The following is a 16,793-nucleotide window of genomic DNA, read 5'->3' as shown; positions in this document are numbered from 1 at the left end:
ATTTGAGGGTTGAACCATTTGGTATGGGCAAATATAGAATAATTCAATACCCGAATTCAAGGCTGTCTTACAATAGGCGACTTTTCAAAAAAAAAGACTTTCGCCATTTCTGACGAAAGCCTTAAAAATAAAATGATGCTCACATTTTGATATTGATTTAGAAACAAGCAGGACAAGGCGCGAGCTCCCGTAGCGTACTAAAACGTACGTGAGGGAGCGAGCTATACGACACTTGAGGCGTAGCCTCTTAGTGAGAGTTATCCCCTTTGGGGAAACGCCGTAATGCGCCGTTTATAAATCAATAATCCTGTCGTTCTGCAGAAGCTGCTCAAACGTCTGACGTTCGCGCACGACCTTCAGTTCACCGTTGGTGTACATGGTCTCGGCGGCGTAGCGGCGGCTGTTGTAGTTGCTGCTCATGGCGGCACCGTAGGCGCCTGCATCATGGAGAATCAGCAAATCGCCCACCTTCGCCTTCGGGAGCTTGCGGGTCACCACGAAGCCACCTTCTTCCTGCGTGAACACGTCGCCGGATTCGCAGAGCGGGCCTGCAACGACGGCGTCGACCGTTTCGTTGAGTTCGCGACCGTCGCGGGCGATAATCGAAATGGCATGATAGCTACCGTAAAAACTCGGACGAACGAGATCGGTAAAGCCGGCGTCTACCAGGTAGAACAAGTTGTCGCCCTGCTTCTTGACGGCGCGGATTTCAGCCATCAGGTAACCGCTTTCGGCCACCAGATAGCGACCGGGTTCCACTTCAAGGTGAACCTCGTGGCCAATGCTCTGCTGAATGCGCTTGCGGGCATCGTCCCAAAGCTTGTAGTAGGCGTTCACGTCGATGCGGTTGCCCTTGTCTTCTTCGTGGTAAGGAATCGGGAGGCCGCCCCCTGCACTGATGGTGCGCAAGTGGCTACCCAGGCGACGGCTAGCGTCGACCATGGCATCGCAAACTTGAGCGAGGTGTTCAAAATCCGTACCGGAACCGATGTGCATGTGCAGTCCCGTAATCCACATGCCGTTGGCCTGCGCTAGCTTGATACAATCCTTGATCTGTTCGTGCCAAATGCCGTGCTTGGAAAGATCGCCACCGGTGTTAGTCTTGCGGGAGTGCCCATGGCCAAAGCCCGGGTTCACGCGGATGGTGAGTTCGGACTTCACACCGAAATCGGCCAGCTGCTGGATCATGTCCGGCGAGCCCACATTCACGGCGATGTTGTGTTCTTTCACGAGTTCAAGAGCGTCCTTGTCGAAGATGTCTGCTGTGTAGACAATTTCGGGAGCCTTGCCCTTCTGGACTCCGCCCTTGAAACCCGCCTTCAATGCGCGCACGATTTCGCCTGCAGAAACGGCGTCGACCACACAGCCGAGCTTGCGGATAAGCGAAACCACAGAAAGGTTCGGGCATGCCTTCTGGGCAAAGCGAACGGTGTCAAATACCTGGACATCCTTCACGCACTTTTCAATCGTAGCGCGGTCATAAATCCAGAGGGGAGTGCCGTACTGTTCGGCAGCCTTCACAAAAACTTCTTGAGGGATGGAATAATTTGTCATACGGAGAAAATTTAGAAAATGGCTATGAGGTATGAGGTCGCACTGACGTGCTTTGGGGTCACTTCGCTTTGGGGAAAGAGAAATGGATGGCGTGGGATTTGTGCTGACTTTACACAAAATGAAAAATGCCGAGCGATCAGCCCGGCACGTTTGTTACAACCTCATTATTTCGTTTTATGGTTCTCTATATTTTGCAAGCACCCATACAAATGTTTTGCACGAGCATAATGTTGCCCACCTTCGCCTTGTTTAGCCATAGCCCATTCACGGGCCGCTTTCTTTTTCGTAAGAGCCAACAAACGCGCTTTTCCTTCGGGTGTCATTTGTGACATGATATTATCTCCTTATGAAGTAAAAGTTAGTCTTCTTATTTCAACCCCATTTCTTTCAAACGAACCTCAATTTCATCATCATCCAACCCCATATCCTTAAATTGGCGTATGGCATCACGTCTTGCCTGACCTTCTCTATACCGATCAACTTTAGCCTGCATTTCAGCTCTTTGCGCATCACTCAGCCGATGACCATTATAGGATCCAGTACGTGCAGCAGTTTCTGCTTTATCTGCAGCAGCATCAAGCAAAGCCCCACCGGCTTTTCCAATCAATTTAACTGTTCCTACAAGAATATCTCCCAAAATGCCCATAGTAATCTCCTTATAAGAAGTGGACCAACCTATCTGTACTAAATGTAAACAAAAAAAAACAAAGTCAAGTAATTTTTTATTTTTCTTCTATTTTTTTCCTCTTTAGACGCGAAAGAAATCATTTTAGTCCATCTAATTGATTTAATCGACAAAAAAAACGAGAGACGTTTAGTCTCTCGTCTGCAGAGCCAAAGGCCCATTCTTGTGACAATCACCTCGTTCAAGCTTCAAACGCCAACCCCGACCGCGCCCAATCCTGGTTGCTGTCTCGGCTTATGCATTTTCCGCCTAAATTACACGTGCTTGACCTTGTTGTCACCTTCGTCCCAGTATTGACCGTCGCAAACGAACTTGTATTCGTAATCGCCAGCATCGAGGATGATCTTGCCAGTCCAAAGACCGGTCTTCTTGTCTTTCTTGAGCATGTCCTTGTCAACAGCCCAGTTGTTGAAGGAACCAGCAACGGACACGGTCGTTGCGAGCGGGCAGTTGGCTTCGAACACAACCGTCACCTTCTTGGGAGCCTTAGCGACAGCCTTAGGAGCGGCGGGCTTAGCGGCAGCCTTCGGAGCGGCGGGCTTAGTGGCAGCCTTAGGAGCGGCCTTCTTAGCAGCCGGCTTGGCTGCAGCAACTTTCTTTTCGACGGCAGGCTTTGCAGCAACGGCCTTCTTAGCCGGGGCCTTCTTTTCGGCGGGCTTTGCGGCAGCCTTAGGAGCGGCCTTCGGGGCAGCCTTCTTGGTAGCGGGCTTAGCTACAACAGTCTTTGTTCCTTTGGACATATTAATCTCCTTGCGTTGTTTTTGCGCGCAAAGATAGCAAAAAAAAACAGAATTTGTCTAATAAAAGTTTACTTTCCCGACCAATATGCAATTTTGCGTGATGAACGTTTTTCTATATTTGGATTATGCTCAAGCAAATTATCGCCCCTAGCGTTTTAAACGCAAACTTCCTCGAACTCGGCAACGGCCTCAAGGCTATCGAAAACGGTGGTGCAGGCCTCGTCCACCTCGACATCATGGACGGACACTTTGTCCCAAATATCAGCTTCGGCCCGGGAATCTCCGCCTGCGTGGGCAAGGGAACCAAGCTTCCGCTCGATTGCCACCTGATGATCGAAAAACCCGAGAACTACGTGGGCGAATTTGCAAAGGCGGGTGCCGCCATCATCAGCGTGCACGCCGAAACTACGAACCACCTGGACCGTCTGCTGCACCAGATTGCAGAACTCGGCGTAAAGCCCGCCGTGGCCATCAACCCGGCAACCCCGCTCGAAAGCATCAAGTACGTGCTCGACATCGTGGACATGGTTTTGGTGATGTCGGTGAACCCAGGATTCGGCGGACAGAGCCTGATTCCTTACTGCCTCGACAAGATTCGCGAACTGCGCGCCATGAAGCCGGAACTCAACATCCAGATCGACGGCGGCGTGAAACTCGACAACATCCTCGCCTGCAAAGAAGCCGGCGCGAACGTGTTCGTGGTCGGTTCCGCTATCTTCGGCAAGAGCGATCCCGAAGCCGTGTGCCGCGAATTCGTAGTCAAGGTAGGAGCCTACCAAGTAGACGAACGCCGTTAAGCGCCATCGAAAAAAATCTACCTAAGCGTGGCTCCATTTACTTTATAGCGTTTTTCGCCATCACGGATAATCGCATTGTGGCGCTCCCTCTGAACGAAGGGGGCGTTTTTCTTTAGTGAATTGCGTATCGGCAAAGCATGCAAGAAAGCAGACGTTTCTACACGGCTATCCATGACAAATTTTCCGATATGGATTTTTTCGAGTCCATTCGCAGAATCCTCAGACGACATGTTATTTGCAAAGCGAATGCAGTCATCCGTTTTCTTTTCGCTACAAACCTTCAAGTAGGCATCCAGCAGTTTTCCATCCCAGTCCTTATGCATCCCTAGATTTATTTCGAACGCAATTTCGTTGTTGCCGTCAAAGGTCATCACCGTATCGGCGCCCCTGATTTCAATTTTACGGCTATGCACGTTCCTGAAGTCAATAGAATCTAGCGATTTATTGATATTGAGTGCAGCAATTGTATCTAGCGGGCCGAAATCAACCATTCCATGAATGTAAACTGAGGCTTTCATCTTCCGCGTCAAATTTCCAAAGCCCATGTTTTGGATGCGGAGTTTCGCACGCAAAATGCCGTCGTTCCCCACCGTATCGCTCAGCCACGATTCGCGCAGTACAAAGCGGTAGCCCAGGTGGTCGTTGATGTACTTGAAGCCCGAGAGCAAATCGACTCGCGCCGGGTCGTAATCGAAATCCTTCTGCTTGAAGGTCGTCTTTTTCCAACTGTCAATGAGGTTGTTATTCCATTGAATATTCAAATAGCTCGTATGCGTACGGAAACCCTCGTACGCGAGAAATTCCGGTGTGTTGATAACCTCGTAACCGCTCGCCGTCGTCAAGGCCTCGCCGCCGTAGGGGGTATTGATGCCGTACTTCTCGAGCCACGCCACGCCTTCTTCGCGGCAGATGGAAGTCTTGCAATCCGCGCCCCAGGTGCCGTAATCGTACTGCGTTCCGAGATAGCCGTCGTTGAACATTCCCACGCGGTACATGGTGTCGCCTTTCGCCTTCGCAATCTCCGCAAACTTCTCGCCGTCAATGTGGAAGTCGACTCCCCAGTTGTCAAAGCCTAGCACCTTCGCCGAATAGTTTCCTGTGCGGGTCAAAATCTTCAATTCCGGCGGAGTATTGCGAAGCATCAGGTTCACCGCTTCAGCTACGCGATCGTAGGTGATACTCGTATCGCTGTGCATTTCGCCATAAGCACCGTGCATGCCCATTTCGAGCGCCACAATCACATCGGTATTCTTCGAGAGCACTGGCGCCAACTGCTTCACATGCTTCAGCACCCATTCATGGGCCGGAGTCACGTTGCTGCGGCCATTGTACCACGGGTCGTAACAGACGCGCACAATCACATGCCCGCCAAAGTCGCGAATGTTGTCGAAGGTCTGCTGCAAAACGTTCAGGGCATCTTCGGTCAAGTCCTGGCTCACGCCGCGCACCGTATCGCGCTTTCCGCCCGTCGAATCAATCGAAAGCCACGCATTGCTGCTGAATTCCGAAATCTCGGCACGCAAGTGCAACAGCTTGCCATACGGCTTTTCAATCGGCTTGCCGCCCGAAGGTTCTAAATGCAGAACCTGCGGCGTATAGAATCCGCGGTCGAAATTGTCAAGCGTCGCCATCGCGTCGGTCGTATCGATAGACTGTTTCACGAGACCCGCCGCAAAGAGCGGAGCCGTCGCAAACAAGAAAATGCCGAGCACGGCAATCTGCACGACATTCCGCGTAATCACAGAAATTTTCTTCATCGACACCCCCTAATAAAAAACGGACACAGCCTTAAGCCATAGTAATATATATTATTTTAAAGTGGACCGCCGTTTTTATAGCGTTCTATTTTACTTCTTGAAGTATTTCTTCACCGCCGGGTGATGCGGCTGCAATTTTTTCAGTTTTTTGTAGGACGCCTTGGCTTCGGCCGTCATGCCGAGCGCATCCTGGATGGCCGCCATGTGTTCCCAATAGACAAAATCTTCATCGAAACGCGGACTCTTGATTTGCTTCATAGTTTCAAGCGCCTCGGCAAACTTACCCTTGCGGTAAAGGCCCCACGCCCAGGAATCCACATAGGCCTCCGATGGTTCCGAATCCTTGTACTTAGCCGACTGCAAAAGAGCCTTTTCAACCAAAGCAATTCCCTTGTCCAATTCCTCGGGAGTCCGGTTCAAGTCAATCAGGGTGTAGCCATAATAATTCAGGACTTCGGCAACATCAACCTGCGGCTCCGCAAAACCCAGAATGTACTCGAACATCGCAAAGGCTTCGTCGTAGCGGTCCATGCGCTCCAGGTTCATCGCCATCAACACGCGAATTCCGAGATCTGCAGAATCCTTCGCTGCCAATTCCCGATAAAACACATCCGCACGTTCACGCAAGGCAAGCGACTTCTTGACCCTTGCTGAATCACCAATATCCTTCTGCCAAATTTCCTGCGCTTCCACGCACAAAATCCGAGCGTACACGCTACGGAACTGGCGACGGTTGCGTTCCACGTCATGAGCCATGCGTTTCATCGAGGCGGAATCGGCAATGCCCTCCATCGGAGTCCACTTATCCCACACCGCAATCAGAGAATCCAGCATTTTGTAAGCCTTGCCGTACATTCCCGCGGTACCGTAGGTCAAGGCCAGCTGCGCCTTGTCGCCGCCGAGCGCTACGGAATCTGCCTTCTCGGCATAACGCACGGCATCCTTCGGCTTGTTTTCTTTAAAAGCAATCGCAGAAAGCGTATGGTAGGCGCCCGTCACATAGACTCGCTGATCCGCAATGTTCTCGGCAGCATATTTCAAGTGGGCCTTTGCACTGTCCAAGTTGCCAAACAGATGTTCGTAATGTCCCAGGAAGTTTGCAAGAATCGGAGTGCGCACGCCATCATCCAGATATTTCTTCCTGAGCATCGCATAGGCAGAATCACGGTTCGTTTCGGCGAGGGAACTCATCAGGAGCACCACCATCGATTCATCTTCCGGCGAGGATTCCGTAAGCGTATCGACAACCGCCCGCACTTCCTTCAGGCGTTTCTGGAACACAAGCCCCTGCACCATCTGCAAAAGCATCTTCTTGTCGCCAGTCGCCTCGTGGCCCTTCGCAAAAAGTTCCACGACGGCAGAATCCTTATGTTGGTCGAGCAGCAGTTTCAACTGGCGTTGGAACAGCGTCGGCATATAATTTACCTGCGGCAGGAGCAAGTCATAAATGCGCACAAGTTCCTTGCCGTCCTGCACCGCTTCCAAAAAGAGGCTGTAGTCATACAGGAGCGTCATGTCCTGATAGCGGGAGGTATCGAGCGCCGCTTTGAAATACTTGCGGGCCGAATCGGCACGGCCATCCTTCACGTACAAATGAGCGAGCAAGCCGAGCTGCGATGCCGTCGGGCGGCCTTTCAGTCGATTTGCATGCTGGGCCTGCAACAGCGCAACAGAATCCGCTCCCTGCGCCGCCATGATTTCAGCAAGCTTAAAAGCCAAGTATCGGCTATTCGGATCAGATTCCGCGGCGTGCTGCCAGAACACGTTCGCGAGGGCGCGTTCCCCACGCAGTTCCATTTCCTGGGCGCGGATAAACGATTCATGAGCCGCATCAATATTCTGCGGCAACGCAGGTTCTTCGGCGGAAACCTTCTTGATGGAATCAAGTTTCGCATTCACCGCCTTCGCAATCGCAACGGAATCATCGGCCGTCAGGGTTTCGCTTTTTTTTGCAGACGTGGCGCACCCGCCAAACGACAGCGCCATCACCGAAAGCGCTACCACAACCGCAAGCGAAAAGAAACGGGATTTCATCATCAATCCTAGTCCGCGATTACAAAGTCAATTTTGGAATCAGGGGGCAGATAGTCACCATGCTTCGGCATCGTCTCGATAACCGTTCCCGGCTGGCGACCTTCTTCGTCTTTCTTGCGCTTGATCTTGCCCACCTTGAAACCGAGGTTTTCAGCCTTCGTATAAACGTTATCGATGAGCTCTCCGCTAAAATCGGGAAGCAGCGTCTTACCCTGGGTCGCTCCGGCCGAGATGACAACCTTCACCGTATCACCCACGCGGACCTTCTGGCCAGCAAAAGGAATCGTACGGATTACGACCCCGCGGGGAATGCTCTTGTGCGCGCCTTTCACAATCGCGCCCTGCACGAGGCCCGCGCGGCTCAAGGAAATCGAGGCCTGCTTCTGGCTCTTGCCACGAAGATCCGGGATTTCCACTTCGCGAAGTCCCATGCTCTTGGTCAGTTTAACCGTGCGTCCGAGTTTGGCGATGCGACCGGCAGCGGGCATCTGCACCAGCACGAGACCTTCCGGAATCTGGGCGCTGTAGCGGCCTTCTTCGAGCCATTCGTACTTGAACCCCGCATCGGACAAGGCCTTTTCTGCTGCTTCCTGCGTCATGCCTTCCAAATTCGGCACTTCACCCGTCGAGGCGAAATGACCCGAAAAAATCGGCATCACTAACTTGTCGACGGCAAAGGCAAGCACAATCAAAAGAACAATCCAAACGCCAGCGGCCTTCACAACTGGAGTCGTCTTGAGCCACGTCAATACTTTGTTTAAAATCGACTTTACTTTATCCATAACTAATTCTGAATTCCGAAATCCGAACTCCGAATTCACCTATCCTTTAGTAGCCTTTTCCTGCAGGGCGTTTTCGTCGAAAATCACGATATCCTTGCCGGTCATAGCAATCGCATTCGCCTTCACAAGCATCGAGCAAATACGGCTCACCGTTTCACGAGTGGTACCCGACATGTCAGCCAACTGTTGCTGGGTCGGGCGATTGTGGATCACCGTCACCATCTGGCCGTTATCGGTGTGAATGCGCATGCCGCGGTCTTCCATGAGGTTCAGGAGCGTGCCTGCCACGCGGCCACTTACGGACATCGTCGACAAGGAACCGATCTGCTTGTTTGCCTTACGCAGTCTCTTGCTCATTTCAGACAAAAGAGACATCGCAAATTCAGGCGTCTGGCGAATCAGCATCAGGAACGGTTCGCGGTGAATAATCATCAGCTGCGCGTCGGTGACGGTGCGCACCGAGGCAGACCTCGGTTCGCCGTCGATGAGCGACATTTCACCAAAGAAATCCCCGCGTTCCAAGAAACTGAGAATCGTTTCGCGCCCATCGACGCCGGTCATGTAGACCTGCACCGTCCCCGATGCGATCAGGTACAGCGCCTTCATCGAACAGTCGCCTTCGAGCACCACAGTCTCGTCGCGGTTGAAGTCCTGGACAACAACCAAATTGGCAAGCAAGCCAAGTTGTTCTTCTGTCAATTCAGAGAAAAGATCTACGCCCTTCAGCAGGCCGCAAACATCAGTATTGTCCATGTCTACCTCACCTTTCTTTGGCGATTACGCCATCCTAGTCCAAATCAACGATAATGCTCTGGTCGCGCTTGGCACCGATCGAGATCATGCCAATCTTCACGCCCACGAGCTCCGCCATGCGGTTCAGGTACTTGCGAGCGTTTTCCGGCAAATCTTCGAGCTTGCGGCACTTGGTGGTATCGCACTTCCAGCCCGGCATTTCTTCGTAGACCGGCACGCAGCGGCCGACCTTCGAAAGCTGGTTCGGGAAGTTTTCGATCTTTCCACCGTCGCATTCGTAGTGAGTGCAAATCTTGATGGTATCGAAGGCATCAAGCACGTCGAGCTTGGTGATGGCGAGGTGCGTGAGGCCGTTCACCACGGCAGCCTTGCGGACCACGGTCGCGTCGAACCAACCGCAGCGGCGGTTGCGGCCCGTGGTGGCACCATATTCGTTACCAATCTTGCGGAGCGTGTCACCCGTTTCGTCCAAGAGTTCGGTCGGGAACGGACCGTTACCCACGCGGGTCGTGTAAGCCTTTACCACGCCAACGACCTGGTCGATAGCCGTGGGACCAATGCCGGCGCCGCAGCTTGCGTAGCCAGCCACAGTGTTGCTGGAGGTCACGAACGGGTATGTTCCCTGGTCCACGTCGAGGATGGTGCCCTGGGCACCTTCGAACACCAGGCGCTTGCCAGCCTTCACAGCGGCATAGAGCATGGCGCTCACGTCGCACACGAACGGCTTAATCTTCTGGCCGAGTTCGAGGTAGTCCTTGATGACCTGTTCCGGATCAATTTCGGGAACATCGTACATCACCTTGAATTCTTCGTTGTGAACCTTGGCCATCGCTTCGACGCGGGGGCGCAGTTCGCGTTCGTCCATCAGGTCGCCCACGCGGACACCGATACGGTTCACCTTGTCGCTGTAGCAGGGGCCAATGCCACGGCCCGTGGTACCGATAGCCCCCTTGCCGGCCTTCTTTTCCTTGGCCTTGTCGAGGGTAGAGTGGTACGGGAGCACCACGTGTGCGTTGTCGGCAATGAACAGGCGACCTTCCGGGTTGATACCCTTCGTGTGCAAGTCGGCAATTTCGGCCAGGGTCTGCACCGGGTCGAGCACCACGCCGTTACCGATCACGCAAATCTTGTCGTCGTGCATAATGCCCGAGGGAATCAGGTGGAACACGAACTTCTTGTCGCCCACTTCCACGGTATGGCCGGCATTTGCGCCGCCCTGGAAACGCACGATGTAGTCTGCGTCCAGAGTCAGAAAATCAACAACCTTGGCCTTGCCTTCGTCACCCCACTGGGAACCGATTACAACACGATTTGCCATATATCCTTCATTTTTTTTGACCCGGCGAACGAAACCCGAAAAGGCAGCCCGCAGGTCGATTGCTTGTTAAACGACGAAATTCAAACGCAGGGGACTTCCCTGCGCCCTTTTTCGCCATAAAGATAGCAAAGAGAGACAAATCGCACACCTTCCAAAAGTGCCGATTTGCACAAATCAAGGGGCATTTTTCAGCAAGGAATCCAGCCGAGCCGACAGGCGCTCCGCCCCCTGGGCACTCAAATGGTCAAAATCGAAGGCCATCGAGTCCGAATAGTCGTGCGCTCCAAACTTATTTTCGTCCACCAAAATAAAATGAGGATACACCCTAGACAGGGAATCGAAATAATCAAGAGTCTGCTTCGCAAGGCTCCTCTGGGTTCCGTGACGGCCAAAGCTTCCCGTAGACGCATACCGAGGCGATTGCGGATAAACTAACCCAATAATTTTAAAACCTTTATTTTGCGTCGTATCAATAAAGGTCGTCAGGCTATCTACAACTTTCCTGTATATTTTTTCATCCATCTGTGACAGAATCGTATCGCGCATTACCTGCACATCGCTCCCCCAGCCACGCGACTCAAGTTTCAACAGACCCAACGTGCTAACATATTCTAGAGAATCTTCAACGGTATAACGGTTATTCTCGTCAACGATACGAACAAACTCTGCTGGAACGCCATCTTTCCAAAATTGATGGTTGCGGTCATAAATATAACCTGGAGCCTGCCCAAACAAAGTAAGAAACCTAGCACTACGGCTATTACTCATCAGATCAGGAGCTATCTCGATAACGAGGTACTTGAGATTCTTTGCATGCGGCAAGATGTAGTTGTTCACTATATAAAGTTCAGCCCACAAGTCCCCACCTACATAGCCAAAATTAAACGACGGAATCGAGAACTGCAGAGGGTCGATTCCCCTTTCGGTCCTAGAACTTCCTAATGCGATCAACTCAAAGGAATCCTTATTATCCCAGAACATGCGCATCTTCACAGACATCGTCTTTTCGCCCTCTTGGTATACGGCATCGCGATAGGCGCCTGCGCTGTCCAGTTCCAGATTACCCGCCACACTCTTCGACATCGTCCAAAGACACGGATGCCACAACTCTTCACCTTCGACAAGATCGACAATGCTGGAATCTCCTACGTCCACCAACGCAATCTTCCGATGCGCACCAGCGGAATTGACGATGGTGACCACCGCCAAATTTTCGCGGTCAGTCCACTCGGAATGATCAAAGGTATAGCCGTCGGGCGCAGGAATCGCACGCACTAGTTTTCCGCTGCTGTCAGCGACAAGCAGACGCTCGTGCGTCCCATATTTCTTACCCGCGAAATTCCTACCTACCGCGCTGCCAAAATCAAGGAACAGAGTCCTGTCGGAGCCATCACCCGAAAGAGAAGCATTACAGGCCTGCGCCCCGTCATGCCAAACTCTATCCTTTCCATCCACATTCACGCGAAGCCGCTTGGAACCAGACACGGCGCGATGCATGCCGTCGCGACCACGGGACACGCCACCATGATACGCCCCAGAGAAAATCTTTTTCGGTTTACCGAATTGCCCCTGCGAAAAAGGGACACTCCAAGTCGTTTTCGTAAAGAACGCCGCACCATCGCTATTGTCGCCCGCGTCGTCCACGTAGACAATCGATGTATCCCCCGATGCATTCACATACCAGCGTGGAATAGCGGCTCTTTCAACATCAAGCTTTACGAGGCCGCTTCCATCCGCATCCAGGTTGCGCACATAAAGAGCAGACTTTCCCGACACGCCTTCGATTCCCGTACAGAAGGCGACCTTCACCCCGTCCGGAGAAATTTCCGGATGGAATACAGGCAAGGTATCAAAAATTTCAACCACATTCACGCGACCGTCCTTGTAATCTACGAAAGCGAGATTACCCGTCTGGTCGTTCCTGAAAGCAAGCTTGACTCGAGTCGTTCCAACTTTCTGGCGGACATCTGCAGAAGACGCCTTGACCACGGCCAAGTCGCCAACGGCGCGGCCGTTCGACGCCATCCACGACGCATGGGGAATCGCACCAAACGCCAGACGAAAGCCCATATACCCCGTTGTCGTAGATGCCGACACCGTATAGACATCTCCCCGGCTATATAAAGTCATATCGCCAGTCGGCTGAATTATAGATCCGCCCTTGACTACTTTTTCTAGCAACGAATTCCCAACAGGAGCTCCCACATAATTCGTCACGGCGGTATCCCGTAAATTTCCGAGCCAGTCATTCGTCAATTCCAGCACATTCCCCGCCATGTCGCAAAAACCGACGGAATCCACAAAATCGCAAACTTCACGCCGAACTATACCGGAATTCGCGACATTCCAGCTTTGCTCTGGATTCCAGGCGACGGACGCCGCCAAGACCCATTCGGCTTCAGTCGGCAAGCGGAACCCCTCAACTTCAGGGTGGAATGTCAGCCCCTCCAAATAGGCGCACTTCCCATTCTGATCGAACAGCCGATTCAAGTAAGTATAGGCGGTGTCTACCCCCTTCGCCTTTCCATAAGCATTTGCAATAAGAACCGCACCGTAATACGACACGTTGACCTTGGGCACGTTTCCCGCAACACATTCTAGATCCGCGAGCAAGCCATCATCCATTTGAGACGCCAACTCATAATCGGCGCAAGTAAATTCGTGAACCCCCAGCGAAAAAACGTAATCCAGCGTCACCTTCATCCGCGGTTTTTCAGAGGCTTTTGCCCGCTCGTCATCGCTACCGAGGAAAACGGATACTCCCATTGGCTGCACACGCAACATTCCCTCATGAACGGAATCCGCAACGATCTTCACCTGTACGGGGGCATCCTCTGCAGGGGAAACTTCCGCGGAGCCTGAATCATCTCGCTCTGCGCCGATTTCCGAAACAGAATTCGAGCACGCCCCGCAAAATAAAGCGGTCAGCAGCATACAAAGCAAAAGTAATCCGAAGCGTACATTATCCACAATTCAAAAATAATCAAAAAACGGAGCGATTACGCCCAAACCATTTAAATTACGCCCAGCCTATTTGTTTTTCACGCCACCGGCAAAGTAAGGCACCTATAAATTCCCCAATTTGCACTGATTTATAGGTCGCCAAAGAGTACTTTGAATACCCCGTACCTATAAATAGCTCCATTTGCCTACATTTATAGGTACATTTAGAAGATCGTTTCAAGCCCCATACCTATAAACCGACTTTTCTCATTCATTTTATAGGTACATTTCGCCAAAATTTACAACAAATTGTCATTTATTTGATCGCGGGCACCCCAATTCGGAGCGTTTTGGTACCTATAACTGGCACAACAGCTCCATTTTATAGGTACGCACCACTTCAACCAATCGCAATCATACCTATAAATTTCACCCGACCAGGCACTTTATAGGTACGCACCTCCCAAAACAACCATTTAATCGCTCTATCCATCTACAAACAGGATTATCTATCGAGAAAACAGCCTGTTTTGCAAACAGTTGCTAGCAAAATTCACTTTTTTTCGCCATTTGACTCTTTTTTAAATAAAACATTTTATATTACCCATCTTCGCAAAAGGATATTTTATGCAAACACATTTCGAAGACAACTACGCCATAAACGACCCTCTTATTGAAATGCTGATTTCGCGGCAAGAAGAAAACCTCTCCTTACTCACGCAGATTGGAAAGACAAAAAACATCAGCGGAAATCTACGCGTTGACAAATGCAGACAATCCTACCAGTATTACATCGTTACGCAAAAGGGAGACACGAAAGGGACCTACCTCCCGCGCAAGGAAATCCGCAAGGCAAAGGCCCTTGCGCAGCGTGACTACAACAGGGCGGCGGAGGCCATCATCAAGAAGCAGCTCGCGGCCATCGACGCTTTCCTCAAGGCATATCGGCCAAACGCACTTGACCAGGCCTTCACCAAGCAGCATCCGGGCCGCCGCGCACTCATCGCACCGGTGCGTGAACCCGATAGCGAGTTCATCGAAGCGTGGCGGCACTTGCCCTACACGGGCAAGGCCTTCGAAATCAATGCCCCCGAGTTTTTCACCGCAAACGGCGTCCGCGTCCGCTCGAAATCCGAAGTCATCATCGCGGACGCCCTCGACCGCGCAGGCATCCCTTACCGCTATGAATTTCCCACAAGCGTCAAGGGCTGGGGCACGCTCTACCCGGACTTCACCTGTCTGCGCCCCAGCACCCGCGAAGAAGTCATCTGGGAACACTTCGGCCTGATGGGCGAGCCGGACTACGCCGAGAACGCCGTCCAAAAGCTCGCCCACTACGCCGCAAGCGGGTACACCATCGGCAAAAAACTCATCGCCACCTTCGAAAGCGCAGCAACCCCTCTCTCCGTCAAGCAGGTGCAGGCCTACATCAAGGCGCTGCTAACATAAAATTCGCAAATTAATCTATATTCCTTCCATGCCAGCAAAGACTCCCGACCCAAACGTCATCCAGCCTATCGCCAACGTGGAGGCATTGACCTTCGTCAAGCCCGATGTCAAAAACCAAAACATCATTGTGGGCGTTTTCACCTACATCGCCGATTCGGATTTCGAGCGTCACGTCACCCACCATTACGACTTTATCGGGGACAAGCTCATCATCGGCAAGTTCTGCTAGATTGCTGCCGGCGTGGAATTCGTGATGGACGGGGCTAACCACCAGATGAACGCATCCACCACTTACCCCTTCTATATCTTCGGCTCATGGGAGCAGCACGCCCCGGCCCAGAGCGACCTTCCGCTCAAAGGCGATACCGTCATCGGTAACGACGTATGGATCGGGCAGAATGTGACGATTCTCCCAGGCGTCCACATCGGAGACGGAGCCATCATCGGGGCAAACTCCGTCGTAGCAAGCGACGTCGCGCCCTATACCATCGTGGCAGGTAACCCCGCCAAACTCATCAGCAAGCGATTCGATGACGAACTCACCGCACTGCTGCTCAAGTTCAAGTGGTGGGACAAGAGTATCGACGAAATCAATAGTCTCATTCCCATCCTCACCAGCGGTGACCTCAAAAAAGTGAAAGCCGAGCTTAATGCCCGGCTTATGTAAGTGGAAATCCCGCAACGAGTGCGGGATGACAATGTCGGTTAGAGATTACCGCGGCCTTCAGCCTCGCAATGACAATCGAGAAGCGACCCGCGACATTCTCAGCCTGCGACTCGCGACGCTCGCTGCCCGCCGCCCTCGCGACGCTCGCGACCTGCGTTAAAACTTTTACGGCACTTCACGCGACCGCAACGTTCTACCGCAATTGACATGCCTCCGGTCTGAGCGTTGCTCTCGTCGTCGCGGCTTGTTAATACAAGCCGCTTCTCCTCACTACGGCACTTCAACGCTGTCGAGAATCTTCTGCACGACGGTTTCGGCAGAGACTTCTTCCGCTTCGGCCTCGTAGCTCAAGATAATGCGGTGGCGGAGCACTTCCATGGCGACGGCCTTCACGTCTTCGGGCGTCACGTAGGCACGGCCCTGGATAAACGCATGGGCCTTCGAAGCCTGGGCAAGACCGATGGATGCACGGGGCGAAGCGCCCACTTCCACAAAGCCCACCAGGTCGCTGCGCTTGATGCTGCCCGGATCGCGGGTCGCAAGCACCAGGTTCACGACGTATTCGCGCACGCGTTCGTCCACGTACACCTGCTTTACCAGCTGGCGGGCAGCGAGGATATCTTCCTTCGTGGCGACAGCCTGCGGCTGACGGAGCCCCGCACCGGCAACGGCGTCCAGAATCTTCATTTCGTCGGCCTTGTTCGGGTAGCTGACCTTCACCTTCAACAGGAAACGGTCCACCTGGGCTTCGGGCAGCGGGTACGTGCCTTCCTGCTCAATCGGGTTCTGCGTGGCAAGCACCAGGAACGGTTCGTCCAACTTGAACGTCTCGTCACCGATGGTGATATGGCGTTCCTGCATCGCTTCGAGCAAGGCGCTCTGCACCTTCGACGGCGCACGGTTGATTTCGTCAGCCAGCACCAGGTTCGTAAACAGCGGGCCCTTGCGGGTCTCGAACTTCGCTTCCTTCGCGTTGTAAATCGTGGTACCCAGCAAGTCGGCCGGCAACAGGTCGGGCGTGAACTGGATGCGCTTGAAATCCAGCGACACTGCATCGGCAAAAGCCTTCACCGCAGTCGTCTTGGCAAGGCCCGGCAGGCCTTCCAGCAGCACGTGGCCGTCGGCCAAAATACCCGTCAGAATGCTTTCCACCAGAGCCTTCTGGCCAATCACCGCCCCTTCCACTTCACGCAGCAAGTTCATGCAGAATGCGCTCTGCTGGCGCACCTTTTCCGAAAGTTCCTGAATATCCATGCGATTTTACCTCTATGTATATTTTACAAAATTTCAACGACCTCCGTTTTTCGAATATCA

At 52.6% G+C, this 16,793-nt stretch carries 14 protein-coding genes and 1 pseudogene; 4 read left to right on the top strand and 11 right to left on the bottom strand.

Features of this window, described 5'->3' with window-relative positions; translation table 11 throughout:
- Positions 1–291: 291 nt before the first annotated feature.
- The 4 genes from lysA to Q0P86_RS01825 form a co-directional block, all read right to left on the bottom strand.
- Complete coding sequence (gene lysA / locus Q0P86_RS01840) at positions 292–1,554, bottom strand: diaminopimelate decarboxylase (RefSeq protein ID WP_291022356.1); 1,263 nt, start codon at positions 1,552–1,554, stop codon at positions 292–294.
- A gap of 164 nt (positions 1,555–1,718) precedes the next feature.
- On the bottom strand, positions 1,719–1,886 hold the full coding sequence (locus Q0P86_RS01835; protein WP_295037040.1) for a hypothetical protein: 168 nt from the start codon (positions 1,884–1,886) through the stop codon (positions 1,719–1,721).
- A gap of 35 nt (positions 1,887–1,921) precedes the next feature.
- Positions 1,922–2,200 (bottom strand): hypothetical protein, encoded by a 279-nt coding sequence (locus Q0P86_RS01830; protein WP_295037038.1) that lies wholly within the window; start codon positions 2,198–2,200, stop codon positions 1,922–1,924.
- A gap of 293 nt (positions 2,201–2,493) precedes the next feature.
- Positions 2,494–2,979, bottom strand: a complete 486-nt coding sequence (locus Q0P86_RS01825) for a glycogen-binding domain-containing protein (RefSeq protein ID WP_291022358.1) — start codon at positions 2,977–2,979, stop codon at positions 2,494–2,496.
- 125 nt (positions 2,980–3,104) lie between these two features.
- Here Q0P86_RS01825 and rpe point away from each other — a divergent pair, with 125 nt between their 5' ends.
- Positions 3,105–3,776: a ribulose-phosphate 3-epimerase gene (gene rpe / locus Q0P86_RS01820; RefSeq protein WP_295037036.1), complete on the top strand. Its 672-nt coding sequence runs from the start codon at positions 3,105–3,107 to the stop codon at positions 3,774–3,776.
- Between the two features lie 17 nt (positions 3,777–3,793).
- Here rpe and Q0P86_RS01815 read toward each other — a convergent pair whose 3' ends face one another.
- The 6 genes from Q0P86_RS01815 to Q0P86_RS01790 form a co-directional block, all read right to left on the bottom strand.
- Positions 3,794–5,533: a DUF4832 domain-containing protein gene (locus tag Q0P86_RS01815; RefSeq protein ID WP_295037034.1), complete on the bottom strand. Its 1,740-nt coding sequence runs from the start codon at positions 5,531–5,533 to the stop codon at positions 3,794–3,796.
- A 90-nt stretch (positions 5,534–5,623) separates the two neighbouring features.
- Complete coding sequence (locus tag Q0P86_RS01810) at positions 5,624–7,570, bottom strand: hypothetical protein (protein WP_295037032.1); 1,947 nt, start codon at positions 7,568–7,570, stop codon at positions 5,624–5,626.
- A 5-nt stretch (positions 7,571–7,575) separates the two neighbouring features.
- The gene (locus tag Q0P86_RS01805) at positions 7,576–8,349 is read right to left on the bottom strand and encodes a PASTA domain-containing protein (RefSeq protein WP_295037031.1); all 774 of its coding nucleotides are present in this window, start codon (positions 8,347–8,349) and stop codon (positions 7,576–7,578) included.
- Positions 8,350–8,388: 39 nt separating this feature from the next.
- Positions 8,389–9,102 carry a Crp/Fnr family transcriptional regulator gene (locus Q0P86_RS01800; RefSeq protein ID WP_291022366.1) on the bottom strand — a complete coding sequence of 238 codons (714 nt, stop codon included), beginning with the start codon at positions 9,100–9,102 and terminating at the stop codon, positions 8,389–8,391.
- A 34-nt stretch (positions 9,103–9,136) separates the two neighbouring features.
- Positions 9,137–10,420 carry an adenylosuccinate synthase gene (locus tag Q0P86_RS01795; RefSeq protein WP_295037028.1) on the bottom strand — a complete coding sequence of 428 codons (1,284 nt, stop codon included), beginning with the start codon at positions 10,418–10,420 and terminating at the stop codon, positions 9,137–9,139.
- A 174-nt stretch (positions 10,421–10,594) separates the two neighbouring features.
- The gene (locus Q0P86_RS01790) at positions 10,595–13,354 is read right to left on the bottom strand and encodes a TIGR02171 family protein (RefSeq protein ID WP_295037026.1); all 2,760 of its coding nucleotides are present in this window, start codon (positions 13,352–13,354) and stop codon (positions 10,595–10,597) included.
- A 636-nt stretch (positions 13,355–13,990) separates the two neighbouring features.
- Here Q0P86_RS01790 and Q0P86_RS01785 point away from each other — a divergent pair.
- The 3 genes and pseudogenes from Q0P86_RS01785 (at position 13,991) to Q0P86_RS01770 (ending at position 15,639) form a co-directional block, all read left to right on the top strand.
- Positions 13,991–14,812: a hypothetical protein gene (locus Q0P86_RS01785; RefSeq protein ID WP_291022373.1), complete on the top strand. Its 822-nt coding sequence runs from the start codon at positions 13,991–13,993 to the stop codon at positions 14,810–14,812.
- Between the two features lie 28 nt (positions 14,813–14,840).
- Positions 14,841–15,479, top strand: a pseudogene (locus Q0P86_RS01775) (CatB-related O-acetyltransferase).
- Positions 15,480–15,510: 31 nt separating this feature from the next.
- Positions 15,511–15,639, top strand: a complete 129-nt coding sequence (locus Q0P86_RS01770; protein ID WP_295037019.1) for a hypothetical protein — start codon at positions 15,511–15,513, stop codon at positions 15,637–15,639.
- A gap of 110 nt (positions 15,640–15,749) precedes the next feature.
- On the opposite strand, the gene Q0P86_RS01765 is transcribed toward Q0P86_RS01770, so the two are convergent.
- Entirely contained in the window at positions 15,750–16,733 is a 984-nt protein-coding gene (locus tag Q0P86_RS01765) for a MoxR family ATPase (RefSeq protein ID WP_295037016.1), read from the bottom strand.
- Positions 16,734–16,793 lie beyond the last annotated feature (60 nt).

The organism is uncultured Fibrobacter sp., from assembly GCF_946062555.1.
Classification (GTDB): domain Bacteria; phylum Fibrobacterota; class Fibrobacteria; order Fibrobacterales; family Fibrobacteraceae; genus Fibrobacter.
The sequence above is the reverse complement of the archived record's forward strand: the minus strand, read 5'-3'. Positions and strand labels throughout refer to the sequence as shown.

What these genes read in the sequence shown, in the direction of transcription:
- lysA (WP_291022356.1), bottom strand. Translation starts at nt 1,554, where the DNA reads ATGACAAATTATTCCATCCCTCAAGAAGTTTTTGTGAAGGCTGCCGAA.
- Q0P86_RS01835 (WP_295037040.1), bottom strand. Translation starts at nt 1,886, where the DNA reads ATGTCACAAATGACACCCGAAGGAAAAGCGCGTTTGTTGGCTCTTACG.
- Q0P86_RS01830 (WP_295037038.1), bottom strand. Translation starts at nt 2,200, where the DNA reads ATGGGCATTTTGGGAGATATTCTTGTAGGAACAGTTAAATTGATTGGA.
- Q0P86_RS01825 (WP_291022358.1), bottom strand. Translation starts at nt 2,979, where the DNA reads ATGTCCAAAGGAACAAAGACTGTTGTAGCTAAGCCCGCTACCAAGAAG.
- rpe (WP_295037036.1), top strand. Translation starts at nt 3,105, where the DNA reads ATGCTCAAGCAAATTATCGCCCCTAGCGTTTTAAACGCAAACTTCCTC.
- Q0P86_RS01815 (WP_295037034.1), bottom strand. Translation starts at nt 5,533, where the DNA reads ATGAAGAAAATTTCTGTGATTACGCGGAATGTCGTGCAGATTGCCGTG.
- Q0P86_RS01810 (WP_295037032.1), bottom strand. Translation starts at nt 7,570, where the DNA reads ATGATGAAATCCCGTTTCTTTTCGCTTGCGGTTGTGGTAGCGCTTTCG.
- Q0P86_RS01805 (WP_295037031.1), bottom strand. Translation starts at nt 8,349, where the DNA reads ATGGATAAAGTAAAGTCGATTTTAAACAAAGTATTGACGTGGCTCAAG.
- Q0P86_RS01800 (WP_291022366.1), bottom strand. Translation starts at nt 9,102, where the DNA reads ATGGACAATACTGATGTTTGCGGCCTGCTGAAGGGCGTAGATCTTTTC.
- Q0P86_RS01795 (WP_295037028.1), bottom strand. Translation starts at nt 10,420, where the DNA reads ATGGCAAATCGTGTTGTAATCGGTTCCCAGTGGGGTGACGAAGGCAAG.
- Q0P86_RS01790 (WP_295037026.1), bottom strand. Translation starts at nt 13,354, where the DNA reads ATGCTGCTGACCGCTTTATTTTGCGGGGCGTGCTCGAATTCTGTTTCG.
- Q0P86_RS01785 (WP_291022373.1), top strand. Translation starts at nt 13,991, where the DNA reads ATGCAAACACATTTCGAAGACAACTACGCCATAAACGACCCTCTTATT.
- Q0P86_RS01770 (WP_295037019.1), top strand. Translation starts at nt 15,511, where the DNA reads ATGTCGGTTAGAGATTACCGCGGCCTTCAGCCTCGCAATGACAATCGA.
- Q0P86_RS01765 (WP_295037016.1), bottom strand. Translation starts at nt 16,733, where the DNA reads ATGGATATTCAGGAACTTTCGGAAAAGGTGCGCCAGCAGAGCGCATTC.